The 17,942-nt window shown below is 41.7% G+C and carries 8 protein-coding genes; 3 read left to right on the forward strand and 5 right to left on the reverse strand.

Annotated elements, in window-relative coordinates; genetic code table 11:
* Positions 1 to 111 precede the first annotated feature (111 nt).
* Positions 112 to 3,501, forward strand: a complete 3,390-nt coding sequence (locus ABIC84_RS04285; protein WP_429262762.1) for a DEAD/DEAH box helicase — start codon at positions 112 to 114, stop codon at positions 3,499 to 3,501.
* 136 nt (positions 3,502 to 3,637) lie between these two features.
* Here ABIC84_RS04285 and ABIC84_RS04290 read toward each other — a convergent pair whose 3' ends face one another.
* Positions 3,638 to 4,789 (reverse strand): glycoside hydrolase family 130 protein, encoded by a 1,152-nt coding sequence (locus ABIC84_RS04290; RefSeq protein ID WP_429262763.1) that lies wholly within the window; start codon positions 4,787 to 4,789, stop codon positions 3,638 to 3,640.
* A gap of 189 nt (positions 4,790 to 4,978) precedes the next feature.
* On the opposite strand from ABIC84_RS04290, the gene treA reads away from it, so the two are divergent.
* Positions 4,979 to 6,571: an alpha,alpha-trehalase TreA gene (gene treA / locus ABIC84_RS04295; RefSeq protein ID WP_429262764.1), complete on the forward strand. Its 1,593-nt coding sequence runs from the start codon at positions 4,979 to 4,981 to the stop codon at positions 6,569 to 6,571.
* 130 nt (positions 6,572 to 6,701) lie between these two features.
* Here treA and ABIC84_RS04300 read toward each other — a convergent pair whose 3' ends face one another.
* Positions 6,702 to 8,741 carry a glycoside hydrolase family 65 protein gene (locus tag ABIC84_RS04300; protein WP_429262765.1) on the reverse strand — a complete coding sequence of 680 codons (2,040 nt, stop codon included), beginning with the start codon at positions 8,739 to 8,741 and terminating at the stop codon, positions 6,702 to 6,704.
* A gap of 31 nt (positions 8,742 to 8,772) precedes the next feature.
* Positions 8,773 to 10,101: a vanadium-dependent haloperoxidase gene (locus ABIC84_RS04305; RefSeq protein WP_426588106.1), complete on the reverse strand. Its 1,329-nt coding sequence runs from the start codon at positions 10,099 to 10,101 to the stop codon at positions 8,773 to 8,775.
* 242 nt (positions 10,102 to 10,343) lie between these two features.
* On the opposite strand from ABIC84_RS04305, the gene ABIC84_RS04310 reads away from it, so the two are divergent.
* Complete coding sequence (locus ABIC84_RS04310; RefSeq protein ID WP_429262766.1) at positions 10,344 to 11,273, forward strand: hypothetical protein; 930 nt, start codon at positions 10,344 to 10,346, stop codon at positions 11,271 to 11,273.
* 6 nt (positions 11,274 to 11,279) lie between these two features.
* Here ABIC84_RS04310 and ABIC84_RS04315 read toward each other — a convergent pair whose 3' ends face one another.
* Together ABIC84_RS04315 and ABIC84_RS04320 are read right to left on the reverse strand one after the other, a co-directional pair.
* Positions 11,280 to 14,627, reverse strand: coding sequence for an FG-GAP repeat domain-containing protein (locus tag ABIC84_RS04315; protein ID WP_429262767.1), 3,348 nt, complete (start codon positions 14,625 to 14,627; stop codon positions 11,280 to 11,282).
* Complete coding sequence (locus ABIC84_RS04320) at positions 14,614 to 17,916, reverse strand: VCBS repeat-containing protein (RefSeq protein WP_429262768.1); 3,303 nt, start codon at positions 17,914 to 17,916, stop codon at positions 14,614 to 14,616. The genes ABIC84_RS04315 and ABIC84_RS04320 overlap by 14 nt, the downstream gene beginning before the upstream one ends.
* Positions 17,917 to 17,942 lie beyond the last annotated feature (26 nt).

Raw genomic sequence — 17,942 nt, forward strand, 5'->3', positions numbered from 1 at the left:
TAAATATTTGATAAAGAATATAATTGTTACATAGTTAACGAAAATGCGTTGGTGATTGTCTTCTTTTATATAATTGTTATGATATTTACCGGGTAACACATCAATATACGAGTGATCAGGATAATCAGCTACCAGGAAGGCGAAAGCAACCATAATATTATCATCAAAGGCGCAACCATAACCGACTTTAGTGAAAGTGTTATTGCCGCTCATGCAGCCGTCAGCATTTATTTTGACAAGCAAAGTTACAGGCAAATACTGGCTAAACATTTGGAAATTAACCACGGAGCTTTTACCAATCAGTCGGGTACGGTTGCCTTCCCCGAGGTAATCATTACCAGTCATGAAGGGCAGCTGGCACTTTCGTGCGGGTGCCATGCTACAGGTAATAAACTGTGCGAGCACCAGGCACAGGTACTCTCGGCGATAACACAGCGTGATGAATTTAGGGTGTTTTTTGATGATGAACTACGGCATACAAAACTAAAAAAAGCAGCGGTCGATTACGGGCTTGAAGAGGCCCCTGATTTGGACAAGTTTTTTGAAGTAAGATCACTGTCCAAGAATTTCGAGATAGTCCCCCGCTCCGCCGCGTTAACAGCCATTACTAAAGAAAGCCTTGCAAATTTGCAAAGCGTTATAGTTAATGACGTTTCCGAACCGGTTGAGCACCCCGGCGAGGACACTGATAAAACAACCTGTATCGTACTGAAACAGCATAAATACTATAAATATTTATTTACTGAACTATACACCGCACAAAGCACCAAAGACGGAAAAATCAAGAACCCGCTGGTGCCTATAGCTCCTTTAGACCTGATCTGGGAAACGAACGACGCACAACAACTGAAATTCTTTACCGGGGTACACAAGTTTCAAAATCATATAAACACGCAAATAACCGCCGCCGATATTGCTGCCCTAAAGGCTATCGTTAAAAACCCGCTGGCCTATAGTTTCTACGCGCATGACAACACCATTTCAGACAAGGTAACAGCTGGCTCAATAAATCCTGTACTGGTTAAGAATTTAAAAAGTGATATCGAGCTGAAAGTAAATACCTGGGATGATTTTTATGAAATAAGCGGCATTTTAAACATTGATGGTTTGCTGTATAATGTTAAGGATCTTGATATCAGGTATACCTATTTTATCGGCATAGGCAACGCGCTTTATCTTATTGAAAGCCTGCAGGTATTGAATATCATTGATTTGCTGAAAAAGAAACAGGGCAGGCTGCAGGTGCATAAGAGTAAGTTTGCAGAATTAAAATCACATTTGCTTAATAAGCTGGAAAGCAAACTCCGCATTGATTACACTTACATTAAGCCTGCAACACGGGAACAGATAATAAAAGAGGGTTTTGATCAGCCTGCCGAAAAGATCATTTATTTGTCGGATTTTGGCGCTCATGTAATGATCATCCCCGTGCTGCGTTATGGCGAGGCCGAGATTCCAATTCGCACACAAAAGCAGATCTACGGAACCGACGAAAAAGGCAACCAATTTTTAGTTAAACGGCGCGATGATGAGGAAATAGCCTTTGCAGCCCTGCTTGTAAAACAACATCCTTATTTTAACGAACAGTTGGATAACGGCCTCGACTACTTCTACCTGCATAAAAGGCACTTTTTAGATGAGGAGTGGTTTTTAAATGTATTTGACGAATGGCATAACCACAATATCGAAATACTCGGCTTTAACGAACTGGAAGGCAACAAGCTGAACCCTCATAAAGTAAAGATCACTATCAACGTAGTGAGCGGGATTAATTGGTTCAACACAGTTATCGATTTAAAATTTGGCAAAAAAAGAGCTTCGTTAAAACAAGTTCACCAGGCTGTAAAAAATAAAAGCAAGTATGTACGCCTTGATGATGGAACCCGGGGAATTTTACCCACCGAATGGATAGAGAAATTCACCGATTATTTTAATTCGGGAGAGATTGCTGATGATGACACACTGCATACTTCAAAAAGTAATTATACTGCTATACAGCAATATTACGATGAGGAAATGCTTGATGAGGAGGTGCGAAACGAACTTGCGATATACAGCAAAAAACTTACCGGTACAGAAACCATTGATGAAGTACCGGTTCCTCCCGGATTAAACGGAACACTCCGAGCTTACCAGCGCCAGGGCTTAAACTGGTTAAATTTTTTAGATAACCTTAATTTTGGCGGCTGCCTTGCCGATGATATGGGTCTGGGTAAAAGTATCCAGATTATAGCATTTGTACTTTTGCAGCGAAGTAAAACAGAAAACAACACTAACCTTATTGTAGTGCCTACCTCGCTCCTGTTTAACTGGCAGCAGGAGGTACAAAAATTTGCGCCTTCTATCAGCATCCACACCATTTACAGTGCTGAACGGCTTAAGCATACCAAACACCTGCACCAGTATGAAATAGTGCTTACCTCCTACGGCACGCTACTGTCAGATATTAATTTCTTGAAGGATTTTAATTTCAACTATATTTTTCTCGATGAATCTCAGAATATAAAGAATCCCGAATCGCAGCGTTACAAGGCTGTAAGGCTCTTGAAGTCGCGCAATAAAATTACGATAACGGGTACCCCAATAGAAAACAACACGTTCGATTTGTATGGCCAGCTATCATTTGCCTGTCCCGGTCTATTGGGGAGCAAGCAATATTTTAAGGATATTTATACTGTTCCTATCGATAAATTTAAGGGCAGCAAACGCGCCGCCGAACTACGAGAAAAAGTTAGGCCTTTTATACTTCGGCGTACTAAACAGCAGGTTGCAACAGAACTGCCCGAAAAAACCGAAATGGTGCTGTATTGCGAAATGAAGCAGGAGCAGCGTCATATTTACGACTCATACGAAAAGGAATTCAGAGAGTACATTTCGGCCACAACAAACGAGGAGCTAAAAAAAAGCCCGATGAACGTATTAAAAGGGTTAAACAAATTGAGGCAGATCTGCGATTCGCCGATGCTCATAAAAGGCGAAAAAATGCCCGGTGATGCATCGGCCAAATTGGAAACGCTGATTGAGGAAATAGAAAACAAAAAGCACCAGCACAAGATCCTCATATTTTCGCAGTTTGTTTCCATGCTTGATCTTATCCGCAAGGAGTTGATATCCCGCGAGATTCGCTTCTCGTACCTCACTGGTCAAACCCGCAAACGGGAGCAGGTTGTTAATGAATTTCAAAACGATCCCGGCATCAGGGTGTTCCTCATTAGCCTAAAAGCTGGTGGTACCGGTCTTAATTTAACAGAAGCAGATTATGTTTACCTCGTCGACCCGTGGTGGAACCCGGCTGTCGAAAACCAGGCCATAGACCGCTGCCATCGCATAGGCCAGGATAAAAAAATTGTGGCAGTAAGGCTTATTTGCCCCGGCACTATTGAAGAAAAGATCATGGTGATGCAGCAATCAAAAAAGGATATCGCAAATAACCTGATTAAGCCCGACAGCGCTGTTACAAGTTCATTGTCAAAAGATGACCTCCTTGATTTATTGAATTAGTTAATTACTGTTAAGCATTCAAGCTACCCGTTGCTATTGCGTTTTAGATTTTCATAATAATGGGAGCACTAAAAAAGTAACAATAGCATGAGCAACTAATGCCGGGCCAAAAGTAACAGCAAACAAATGTCAAATACTATTCAACCGGATCAGGAGACGCCGGTTTCGATGGATCATATACAGCTACGGCTACCCGCGAATCGGCACAGCCATAGTAAAGGAACCATTTCCTTTTAAAATAAACCATTCCTTCAATAAAAACTGTTCCGTTAATATATTGACCACTTTTCTCAAAAGGTTCCATTGGCCTTAAAAAAGGAATATCAAGGCGTGTTTTGAATTTAGAAGGATCTTTTGCATCAAACAAGGCTTGCCCTGCACAGTATGAATTAGCGTTAAACCGGGTGTCCCTGCCTTCGGCGGGTTTGTTTTTGCCGTTGTAAAATAGGATTACACCGTTTTTGGTCATCAAAGCAGGCGGGCCGCACTCAGTTAAGTCACTGTCGAAATAACCATCACGCGGGGACATGAGTTCTTTCAACTCTCCTTTATTATCAACCACCGGGGCCCAGTCCACCAGATTTGTTGATGTTGCCGCGTATACATGATGCTCGCCCCAATACAACCAATATTTTCCATTTGTTTTAATAATCACTTGTTTACCGTTTATCACCCGGGTTAATATGGACGCTGATTTACTGGCGATATTAAAAAATTTGCCATGATAAGCTGTTTCAAATATCGGCCCGTGTTTTTTCCAATGGATAAGATCCTTTGATGTGGCCACACCTAATCTTGGCAAATCGCGGTTCCATTCTGTGTAAAAAACAACATAGGTGCCACCGGGCGTAACGGCTACGCGGGGGTCTTCACAGCCTCCGGGCCATTCGTACTTTTTAGCAATATCATTATCGGGATACAGCACCGGGGTTTTCCTTCTGCTAAACTTAATACCATCAGCACTTTCGGCATATCCAACACGGGAAGTACGGAAGCCAATACCGATCCCGTACAGGTCCTCAGCCCGGTATAGTACTACTATTTTATTATTTTTTATGGTCGCGGCAGGGTTAAAAGTATCATTGGCTTCCCATTGCACCTGCTTTCTACTCATCGGATCAAGGAACCGGGAAACCGTATCTGGTGAGATAATAGGATTGATATTTGCCGGCCGCACAAAGCCGCCAAAGGCCCAGAAAGGCAGGGTATTAACCCGCGATTGGCCATAGCATAGCTGGGTAAGTAACAACGAAAATATAATACTTCCCTTCCGTAAAAAGTTTATCATAATAAATGGCTTATGTATTTTGTTTTTTTAATTGGCCCACACCTTGATATCTATTATTTCCCTGCGATAATATCGCACTGAAACCCTGAAAACAAATCAGATATCGGCTATATTCGTTCCAAAAATAGTAAATTTATAACCTGTTATAAACCAGTTACCCATCCTGCAACGGGGTATAATTTTAGGCTGATGAGAAAATTTTTTTTACTCGCATTTTTATTCTTTGTATTTAACGCAAAATCGCAAACGTTTACACCCCGGCAACAATTCCCGGGACTGTTTGAAGCTGTTCAAACTTCAACCATTTTCCCTGATAACAAAACTTTTGTTGACGCTGTGCCCAAACAGGATCCGGCGCTGATCATGAAGGCTTATAACGAACAGAAAGATCAGCCCGGGTTTAACCTGCAGGCATTCGTATTGGCCAATTTTAACGTACCTGTATCGCACAACAATTTTCAAACAGATATATCTGCCGGTATCCGCAAACATATTGATACTTTGTGGCAGGTATTACAACGCCGTCCGGATGAAGCAAAACCTTTTTCATCAACCCTGGCACTGCCTAACCCTTACATTGTACCAGGCGGCAGGTTCAGAGAAATTTACTATTGGGATTCGTATTTTACGATGTTGGGTTTACAGGAAAGCCATCAGGTTAAAGTGATCCGCAACATGGTCGAAAACTTTGCCTACCTCATTGATAAATACGGCTTTATACCCAACGGCAACCGAAGTTATTATCTTACCCGTTCGCAACCGCCATTTTTTGCTATGATGGTAAACCTGTTGGCAAAAATTGAGGGAGAGAAAGTATTAGTACATTTCAGGCCACAATTAATCAAAGAATATGAATATTGGATGCATGGATGGGAGGCTGTACAAACCAACCAGGCTACACACCGGGTTGTACGAATGCCGGATGGGCAGATATTGAACCGCTATTGGGACGAAAGTGATGAACCCCGCGAAGAATCATATATAAAAGATGTAGATGCCGCCAAAGAAAGCAAACAACCGGCAGCACAATTTTACCGCAACGTGCGGGCAGCGGCGGCTTCGGGTTGGGATTTTAGTACGCGCTGGTTTGATTCGTCGGGCAAGTTGCCAACTATACAAACCACCGACATTATACCGGTTGATTTGAATTGCTTACTATATAACCTGGAAATGACTATTGCACGCAGTCTGAACCAGCTCTCAAATGCAAAGCTGGCCAAAATGTATAGGTACCGGGCAAATAGTCGCAAAAATGCGATCCTGAAATATTGCTGGAACCAGAAAACAAGCTGGTTTGATGATTATAACTGGAGGCTGAATCAACTATCAAGTGTGGAAACACTTGCAGGTGAATTCCCGCTCGAATTTAAAATTGCCAGTGATGAGCAAGCCCGTCTTGTAGCTGATGGACTCAAAAATAATTTCCTGAAGCCCGGCGGACTGGTTACTACCCTCAACTTTTCCGGCCAGCAGTGGGATGCACCCAATGGCTGGGCCCCACTGCAATACATAGCTATAGACGGACTCGAAAAATACAATTATAATACGCTGGCCAAAGAAATTGCTACCCGCTGGCTTAAACTCAACATTCGGGTATTCAAACAAACAGGCAAATTGCTTGAAAAGTATAACGTGGTTGATACCCAATTGACAGCAGGCGGCGGCGAATACCCGCTTCAGGATGGTTTCGGCTGGACGAATGGGGTACTGCTGCATTTAGTTAACAGGTATCATATCGATACTCAGCAGTTAGAAAAGGCACCTGCAGAAGTTCAGAACTAACTACCTGGTAAAAGTAGTTTCAGAAGCCAGACTTACGAAGTTTTAAAAACTTTGTAAGTCTTCCAATCGCCAATTCGCTCTCTCTAGTGCAGGAGATTAAAAGGGCATAATGTATAAAGTTATAAAGCAGTTACTTTATTGTATAAGTAGCCTTATTCATCCCCACACCTGTAATTTTCAATGATTTCCAGTTAACAGGCAACTTGCTTTTAACTTGCACTATACCGGTCGGTGTAATATCCAAACCACCAAAACCCATCAGCAAGCTTTGAATAATGCCACCTGCACCTGTAGCAAAATACGGATTGGTCCCGCCTTTTGTTTCGGCAATTATCCGGAATGGCGGGTTGAGATTAGGTTCGTAAGCATCCTTAAAAAAGTGAAATGCCTTATCGCCATTGCCCAACCGCGAGTATAATAAAGCAAAAACGGCCTGGGTCATGGCAGGAGTACCTTCGTTAGGTACACGGGTTTCATAATATTCAAGGTCTTTTTTTATTTGTGCCGGATCGGTTATTGTTTTAAGCGGATAAGCCAACAAGTTAACATCAGCCTGTTTAATTCCTTCACCTTTGTAAGAAGCATGTTCGCTGGTAACGCCGTTATCCAACTTCAGGATCGGGATGTTTTGAGCAACATTTACCCAATCGGCATCGGCCTTTTCTCCCAGGATTTTGGCAGCAGCGGTAGCATTTAGCAAGTTGGCTTTTGCTGCGGCGTTGGTGAAAGCATTGTTGTCAATATTCTCGGCCCATTCATCTGCCGCAACTACGTTTTTAATATCGTAATGACCGGGCCCATTGCGTTCAACTCTGCTTGCCCAAAAATCGGCAGTGGCTGAAAGTATCGGCCAGCCTTTTTCTTTTAACCATTGCTTATTCTGGGTTACGCAATAGTAATTCCACGCGGCCAGCGCTACATCCGCAGTAATGTGGTGCTCAAACGGACCGCTCAACGCCCAAACCGGTGTTTCCTCTACCCCGCTGTCAGCGCTTTCCCAGGGGAACATTGCTCCTTTATACCCATGCGAAAAAGCATTTTTACGCGCGGCATCCAATCGTTCAAACCGGTATTCAACCATTGATTTGGCAATGTCGGGGTGTAAAACCAGCATAGCCGGATACATCCAAACATCACAATCCCAAAAAACGTGGCCATTGTAACCCAACCCTGAAAGTCCCATAGGTGAGGGTGAGTATGCTGTACCAGCCCTCGAGAATGAATATAAATGATATAACATGCTGTGAACATCCTGCTGTGACTGCTCATCACCCTCAATTTGGATATCGCTTGTCCACAGGTCATCCCAAGCCTTGTTATGAAATTTAATTAGCCTGTCCCGACCTTCCAGTTTGGCAAAAATGGTGAGTCGTTCGGCTTCATTCAGCGGGTCGGCATGGTGGGCTGAAGTTATGGACGAACCAGTTACCGCATAATTATAAGTTTGCCCGGCAGCTATCGCTTTGCTAAACTTCATAAGGTGCATGTTGTTGTCCCACATTTCATGAATAATGCGCGGCTCTTGTCCATGCGGTTCACTGAATAAGAACGAAGTAGATGCACATAACTGCATTTTACCTGTAGGGCTCTTTGCCGTTGAGGTAAGCAAACTAATGGTTACATGCGGTCTGTCGATTTCATTATAATAATTCTGCACTTCTTTAAGCGCATCGGGCGCTTCCATTACACTGGCCGAAGTAATGTTGATAGCCTGTTTCGCTGTTACCGAAACATCCATCAAAACGGTAAAGGGCAATTGACGGAGTGAGTAATAAGTATATTTTACGGTCGCTTTATCGGCATAGTCAAAAGTAGCAGTGAAGGCGGCGCGTTGCATATCCAGTTCCTGCTTAAAATTGCTGATACTTTTGGCATCGATGCGCCTGCCATCTATTTCAAGGTACATATTAAGCAGGTTAAAGCTGTTCAGGAAATTGCTTACCCGTCCCCTGCCGTACAGATCATAGGCGCCGGCCAGTACTACATTTTTAACTTTGAAAGGCTCCGGTGCTGATACTATCCCAATCATCCCGTTGGCTACGGTAATTCCGTAATAGTTTGCGGGATCAATTTTGTCGGCTTTAATTTTCCATGGATCGATGCTTTGCGCCTCAGACACAACCGGTACCAGCAAAGCAAAAAGGAAACTAAATTTAAATATCTTATTCAAAATCAACTATCTAAGTAAAATAATTAAAATACTACTTAACCTTTAATTGTAGCTTTTTTACCACCAGTTGCCCAATCTCGGCGCCTTGTTTATTGCCCACAATACAGGCATTTTTAAAATGGATCCCTCCCATTACCCTTGACATTCCTGCCGATTTCGCGGCCGCCCGAAATGATTTAAAAGAAAGCGGATCGATCCCAAACTCCATTTCTGACGAATCTGTATAGGCAAAATTATCACCAATCCTATTGGTAAGTACTTCGGCCGCGGCTGCCGAAATTACGGCATGGCCGCTACTATATTCCGGAAATGGAGGCGTTTGAATATATGGGCGCCATTCGGCATCCATATATTTGGTAATTATGGTTTCGGGGCGAACGTAATTTGAGCGGTATTTAAGGTACCAGCAATTAATAAAGCCATCAAACAGGGCAATGGCAGTTTCGGTATAAACGCTTACTGTGGTTCCAAAATCAAACTTTTTACTTCTTGTACCGATTGCAGTAATATTCATCCAGTGCCCCCCGGGGGAAAATTTCTTGGTTGCAAATGATGCATGGCCAACTACATTAAGTTTAAAAGCATTATCGTCCCAAAAATCTGCCTGGTGTTTCTCTTCTTTGGTTAAGCTGTCAACTATTTGTTTTACCTCAAGCGCTTGTTTATAAAACGGACTATTATGGTCTTTAACATTGAAGGCCGGTGGGTCGGGCGGTATAAATTGGGCTGTGGAATCCAGCACCATGGGCCTGATCTCACCCCAATGGGCCTCAAGGGCCTGCGCGTACATAGGCGGCGTAGGAATCCAACGACCATCCAGCTGTTTTACCGTGTATTTACTTGCCGACCGGGTTTGGGCATAGTGATCACCTTTGCTCCACTTCAATATAAATTTGGCGACTTTATCAGCGTAGTTTACAGAGCCCTCAAACAAAGCCGACGGCATACCTGCATCTTTGGCCTTCTTTTTAAGCTCATCAACATACTGATCCATGCTACCTTCCGGAAATGTTACCGCGTTGCCAACTGTGCAAAAGGCAAGCAACGAAGCAAACTGGTAATCAACAGCAGTATCTTTTGATGCTTTGGGTACGGCCGGTAAGTGTTTGATTTGCCCGGCTAAAGATCTAAAATGCTCAGGATCGCCGGAAGCTATAACTTCATATGCCGCTATATTGGCATATACATAATTACGGGAAGCTGTAACCGGCGGAAAGTTATTTTCCAGTACAATATCATTAAGTTTTTTTACGGTTATACGATAAAGTTCGGGATCGTGGAGCACTTTTTTATAGTAGGGCTTTTTACAGGATGCGAATAAAAATAATACACCGGCAAGGCAAAATAAAAAGGATCTCATAAATTATAAATAGGTTAAAAACCGGGTGGAGATATCGGAAAAAAACCGCCCGTTTTTTGATTGATCAAGAGCCAATATAGGCTTTTTTTAGTATGTTACTGCATATTTTCATTAGTTTTTTAACTTGGTCGGGGACTTTTTTTATTTAATCAAACGGCGACATGTTTTATAACAATATACACCTGTTAATCCATCTGATATTATTAAATTTATCCCCCCGGTATCCGTCTTTTATAAACTAAATGAAGAAGATCTTTTTTATTGTACTCACCATTATCGTAATTATTGCAGCAGCGTATATTTTGCTCCCCGAAAAACCTGTTATAGCACAGGACCTGTCAATTGATACCTCCGATGTTATTGCCGGAAAATTCCTGACCACAGAAAGTGGATGGAATAAATGGTGGCCCGGCACCAAAACCGGGTACAGGCAATACAATTTTAAAGGTACAAAGATCGGTATCGATAAAATGACCAATAGCAGTACCTATCTTAAATTGAAAAAAGATAACCTGACCTTTAGCGGCAAAATAAGCTATTTTGCCGACGCCGAAGGTTCTGTCAAATTTAAATGGGATGCTGTTGATGAGAATAACACCCAATTTTTATCACGGATAACTAATTATTTCAAAACCAAAGATGTCGAAAACCGGGTTGCGGAAATTTTACTAAACCTTAAACATTTCCTTGAGGATGAAAGAAACGCATATGGCTATAGGATCTACTTAAACCATGCCAAAGACACAGTTTTGCTCGCTTCAGCTAATACATATCCGGAATATCCTTCATTGCAAGCTATTTATAGCACCATTAAAACCCTGCAAGAACAGGCCGTCGGCCAAGGGGCTAAACAAACAAACTTCCCCATGCTTAACGTTACCCAAACGGATGAACATGAATACCAGGTAAATGTTGCCCTGCCAATCAACAAAACGATCACTCCTTTTCAAAAAACAAGTATAAACAACATACCTAAGGGGGGAAATTTATTGGTGGTCGATGTACGTGGCGGACAAAATACGGTTAACAATGCCCTGGCGCAAGTGAAGATATACCTGAAAGATCATAGGTTGATATCACCTGCCATGCCGTTTCAATCGCTTGTTACCAACAGACTGGCACAAAAGGACACCTCAAAATGGATAACTAAAATATATTATCCGATACTATAACCGTGATTATTTACTTAATAACATTACCCGGCCATCATAGGTAACCGCAAGATAAGTATTCAGGTTAGTTGCTGTTTTCACTGGCACCAGATAATTGACTTCCTGTGAGTTGATTGCACCGTTAACATAGTATGTCGGCGCATCAAATTGCTTTTGCTCTTTATTGTAGTGTAAGCCAGCCAGGCCGAGTGCATCGTACTTTCCTTCATAGGGAACAACACCCCAAAAGTTTCCGTTCAACAATATATCGCCATTGTTATATTTTTGCATCGATTTAATTGGAGCCTGCTGATAAAGAAATGGCAGTGCAGTAATCGAAGCAGAATGCAATACATCGCTCACAAAAATACTATTGAACTGGTTCACACTTAAACGATCATTGTCATCCAGTTTGTCCTTAAATACCTCAGTGGTGGTTTTGTCAGCCATTTTTTGATAACTAAGCCATTCTTTTTTGAGATATGGAAGTTCCTGCTCCAAATCATTTTTGGGACGAAAAGGGAAATAGAGACCTTTATAAAAATATGATAATATCAAATCGTTTTTACCATCCTTGTCCAAATCGGTATTATAGGCATACAGCGGCTGATCAGCAGTAACATTATATTTGTTATTCAATCCCCAATTACCGGCAATAAGGTCGGCCTTGCCGTCGCCATCCATATCGCTTATTATAGCCGACTGCCACCAGCCCTTTTCCTTATCCAAAACCGGTGATGAAAAACGATTTAATTTTTTTCCATCATTCAGGAAAATGTAAACGGGCTGCCACTCGGCTGTAATCAGCAGATCGGGCTTGCCATTATGATCGATATCAGCAGTTGTTATACTAGTGACATATTGCAGGTTCGTGATTTGATTATAAGCCTTGTCGTGACTTATTTCAAACTTTCCAGTGCCTTTATTAATCAATATTGAGGAAGGAACAGTCGCTGTATAATCCTTAAATGAAACGGCGCTGGTAAATAAAATATCGTTCAGCCCATCTCCGTTAAAATCAAACAGCGTAATTTTTGCTGCCTGGTAATTAAGCTTTGGTAAACGCTGATATTCAAACTGGAAATTGCCCTTATTGAGATATAACCGTGGCTGTACCAATTTCTCTGTTTCCTGGAAAGGATGGTTAGCACTGATCACGATCAGATCGGGCCTACCATCGTTATTTACATCAGCCCATGCAGCCTGCTCATCCGCAGCATATTTATCCTGATCAAATAGTGACACTTTAACTTTGGTAAATCCCCCCGATTTATCACCTGCAAGTATGTATTTTTCTTCGTCGGCTATACCTCCTACATAAATATCATCAATGCCATCATTATTGGCATCAGCTACAGCAACTGCGGGGGTGTGCTGTAAATAGGTGTGCGGCAAAAGCGAATAATAATTAAAGTCGGGAGTGTCGAAAGTTTTAACGTTGGCTAAAAGCTTTGCTTGTATAGATTTGCTGTCAAACTGCTTTCTATCGCTGATGAAAGCTCCAATAGCCTCAGCTATAGGTTTACTATTTCCAACTGCTTGGGGGTTATATCTTAAAGTAGTTTTCTGACCGAGCCTAAAATCATTCACCACTTCATAGCTATTGTCTGGCCAAACAACTAACAACGATTCTGGTTTATCGTCAGGGGCAAATGTGAAAAGCAACTCGTTATTCAAATTACTTTCGTACGCGTTGCTGGTTTGTATTTCCTGGTGATCGAGATGATGCTTTGACTTAAGGAAAAATTTAGTACCGATGCCATCACGGTTTAAAAGGTTATATTTTACAGTGTATTTAAGATAGCCCGGCTTGCTTTCTTTGCGGCCCTCCATTGTGGTATTATTATAGATATATGCCGGCTCATCCATATTGTTGGTCACAATATCAAGATCGCCATCATTATCTAAATCAACGGCAACAGATCCTGCCGATATAGATGCTTGCTGCATATCGTTGCCGTTAGAAACATCTGTAAATTTCAATTTATCCTCACCGTGATAAAAGTAATTATGTACGCCGCCTTCGGGCATTCTGTTGATCTTGTCCTTGTCAAAAACGCGATTTTGTTTATATGCCTGCATAACCATGGGGTCACCAAGATATTTCAGGTAGTCCATATCATTGAGACGGCGTTTGATACCGTTAGAGAAGAACATATCTTTCTTTCCGTCCATATCAAAATCCTGCACCAGTGGCGACCATGTCCAATCTGTAGCAGAATTCCCGCTATACAAGCTCAGGTCGACAAACTTATTGCCGTTGCCCACGTTCAATTGCATGCAATTTTTTGAATATTGATAGTAATACCCGGCATTAACTTCCTGGTTATAAATATCCAAGGGTTCATCGTTGATGGTTGATCGTAACACCTTCATTTCTTCAGGAAGCATGTCGGTGCTAAGCACATCTAAATGGCCGTCCTGATTGACATCACTGATAGTATTCCCCATTGAAAAAAGGCTGGTATGTCCGAACGCATTTTTCAACTCTTCCTTAAATGTGCCGTTATGCTGGTTGACGTAGTAATAGTCCTGCTCAAAAAAGTCGTTACTTACATAAAGATCATCCCAGCCATCGTTATTCAAATCACCTACACTTACACCTAAGCCGTAACCGATCGGCGCCGAATAAATACCTGAACCCGCAGTTACATCTGCAAAGTGACCATTGTCATTCCTGAAAAGATGATCGCCGGCATCATGGCTGTATTTAAACCTTTGGGTTGAGTCACCATAGGTATCATTGCTATGAACTGATGAAGTAAGCAGGAACATATCCAGGTCACCATCCTTATCATAATCAAAAAAAGAAGCCTGGGTAGAAAGTCCTGCAAAATCGAGCCCGTATTTGGCCGCGCTTTCGGTAAAAGTTAAATTACCGTTATTGATGTAAAGCTGATTTTTACCTTTAAAGGTTTTATAACCTGAAACCACGCTTACGTAGATATCTTTAAATCCATCGCCATTGATATCAATTACAGTTACACCGGTTTTCCAATTCCCGGTACCTGCAACACCAGCTTTATCGGTGATGTCTTCAAACTTCATCCCTCCTTTGTTAAGGTAAAGTTTGTTAGAACTCTGGTTTGATACGAAATAAAGATCGGGCAAGCCGTCGTTATTAAAATCAGCGGTTGCTACGCCGGCACCGTTGTAGAAATACAAATAATCTAAAACATTAACTGAATCGGATACTATGTTCCTGTTTTCGAAGGTTACTCCCGTTTCATTAGCTGGGAGTAATTTAAATACACCTTCCCCGACTTTTTTGGGTTTACAAGAAGACAAGCCGACCACACCAATACAAATAAGGATAATGAAATATCTAAGAATATATTTGGCAAACAGCATTAAATTGATGTTAACGTAGTTCATAAGCTTTAAGCGGTTCATCATTAATGCCAAACAGGTAATAATTTTTACCGGCTGCATTTCTTATACCTAACGATGACCGTACCTGTCCGTTTAAATTGAGGCCCGTTTTGGCAGCCGGAAAATAAGCAAACCCATTTTTTGTATATTGATAAATAAGCCCCAGATTAGCATCAAGCCGCCCGACTTCAGGTTTAAAGCCGTAAAAGTTGCCTCCTAATATGATCTTCACAGCTCCGGTATTATCAAAATCTGCACACAAAATAGTATTTATCATAGATAACTGTGCATCGGCAGGCAGTGGTTTACAAATAAATTTTCCGCCTTTATTAAAAAATACCGCCGAAGCCAGGAAATTCATCTGGTGCTTTTCAGCGCCATCAAGCATCTCAGCAGGAAATACCTCGTCAAATGGTTTGCCCGCATAGTCAATATAGCGCAGAAAACGTTTTTTGAAGATTGGCATCTGGCCCACTAAATCAGGCTTCATATGAAAAACATAGTTTACTCCATCACTTTTATACATGGAAGTTACACATTCTTTTGTGCCATTATTATCAAAATCCTTTACAAAAATTTCCATGGGCCGCTCAAACGAAGCCCTGAATTTTGAGTTAAGCCCGATGTTACCGCCAATAATATCAAGGGTGCCGTCGCCATCCACATCAGCAATTTCAAGACTGCTCCACCAGCCTTTGTAATTGGCCAATTGTTTATCTTCAGCAAATTTCTCTTTGTTGTTTTTGAAGATCTTAATCCCCATCCAATCACCTGCAATTATCAAATCTGGCGAACCGTTATGATCAATATCAGCCCATTTGGCTGCTGTTACCATACCGATCTTTGTATCCGTGCCCAATACTAATTTTGACACATCGGTAAAATGCCCGTCGCCTTCATTATGAAAAACAAATGATTGCGGCGAACATCCGTAAAGCCCGGGCACACTTCTGCCCCCAACAAAAAGGTCGGGCTTGCCATCGCCATCATAATCTGCCGAAATAATCACCGAAGCATTAACAGCTGCATGAAGTGTTCTCTCAGGGTCCCTATGAAAATTCCCCTTGCCATCATTCACAAAAAAACGAGGATTGTACACTGGTGTTTCAGCTTCATCGGCGTTACCTCCTACTCCTATTATCAGGTCCTGATCGCCATCGCCATCAAAATCGCCAAAAACAGCCCCCGCATTTTCCAGGTATTCCTGTTTCTTAAAATCTTCAGGAATGGTTTGTTTAAACCTGCCGTCCTTTTGTTGGATATAGATGCTGGCAACGCTGTTTTTTGAACTTCCGAAATAAAAATCAGTCAGCCCGTCGCCATTAACATCACCAGTAGTCATATACGGATTTTCTGTCGATAACATCTGGAGCATCAGGCGCTCGTTGTCGAAATCGATAAAATCATCCTCCTTATGCTTAGGAATGCTGTCAAATATTGATTTTGTAACATCGGCAAATAGTGTTTTAACAGCAGGCTTTGTCCAGTTATATTTCAAGGCGGCATCGGTTTGCTTAACTGTGTAAACTTTATCCGCGTTTACGTTCTTTAGCAACTGATAAGTATTACCCGGCCAAATCACCTGGACAGAATCAATAGATTTGTATTTACCTATACCTATTGTAAGTAAATTGGGCGATGTGCAACTTTGAAAACCACGTGTAGGCTGATTATAATAAATTAGCGAACTGCCCTTCATAAACGCTTTTACCGTAGTACCTATTCCAAAAGTATTTAGGCCTGTCCCTTTTAATTTTATTTGAATGTGGTGGTTCCCATTTTTTTCGGCATTATTTTTAAAGATAGAAACGGGAGCATTCTCATTATTTATAATCAGGTCATTATCCCCATCATTATCCAGATCGGCATATGACGAGCCATTACTAAACCCAGGCTTATCCAAACCAAAATCAGTTGATTTATTGGTAAAAGTAAGGTTGTGATTATTCAGATAGGCATAGTTAGACAAAGGCGATGAAGCCATTTTATCAGTAAAATCTTTATAATCAAATTTCTTCCGGCCTTCGGCTATTTTGGCCATGTTATCGCGATTGCCCAAAAACTCGATATAATCCTGATCCGTCAGGTCTTTATAAATACCGTTTGATACAAAAATATCTTTCCAACCATCGTTATCCATATCAAACATCAGCGCCCCCCAGCTCCAATCCGTTGCAGCTACGCCCGAATAGAAAGCGGTTTCGGAGAACGTACCATCGCTATTACGCACCTGCAGGCAGTTTTGCATGTATTGGTTATAATAGCCATCGCGCTGCTTGGCTTTGATCACATCATACGATTCAAACGAGGTCATTTTTTTTAATCGCTGATCGCCTTCAGGCAGCATCTCTGTAGTAAAAATATCATACTGCCCATCGTTATTGATATCGGCAATATCCGATCCCATTGAGGCCAGGCTCAAGTGCCCGGTTTCATTTTGAATATCTTCTTTAAAAGTTCCGTCTTTTTGGTTGATATAAAGATAATCGCGTTCAAAAAAATCATTGGAGACATAGATATCAGGATATCCATCCTGGTTGATATCGGCGACAGAAACGCCTAAACCGAAACCTATATCACTTGAATATATGCCCGCTTCTTTGGTTACGTTAGTAAAATGGCCGCCATCATTGCGATAAAGACGGGCACCACCCAACTCATCAACAACGGCACGCAGATTTTTACTAAAATCAAACGACTCTATGGGCCTGAAAGAATTATTTAGTACAAAGCAGTCCAGATCGCCGTCATTATCATAGTCGAAAAAAATGGCCTGGGTGGATAATCCATTATCTACCAGGCCATACTTTTGGGCTTCTTCTTTAAACGTACCATCGTGCTGATTAATAAATAGTTCATTACCCTTTTCGTTGCCGCGAGCATTACCGCTGTGGCAAACGTAAATATCAAGCCAGCCGTCGCCATTAATATCAACCATAGTAGCCCCGGTGCTCCAGTATTTAGTACCCTTAACCCCTGCCTTATCGGCTATATTTTCAAATTTCCAATTTCCCTTATTTATATAAAGTTGATTGCCGCCCATGTTTGATGTCAGATAAACATCATTCAGGCCATCATTATTGACATCGCCAATGGCAACCCCGCCTCCATTGTAATAATTACGAAAGGTAAACACATTGGTACGATCCTGGTCATTGAGCTGATTAGCGAAATTGATGCCGATGGCTTCATTATTTTGCTCGGTAAACAGGGTTTGTTTATCCGCCCCATTACAGGCGCAAAAAATAGTAAGGATCAAGATAAGCAGAAACAGGGGTATTTTTGGTTGCATATACTTTGCGAAAAAACAAACGTAGC

It is taken from the genome of Mucilaginibacter sp. 3215, from assembly GCF_050433785.1.
GTDB lineage: Bacteria > Bacteroidota > Bacteroidia > Sphingobacteriales > Sphingobacteriaceae > Mucilaginibacter.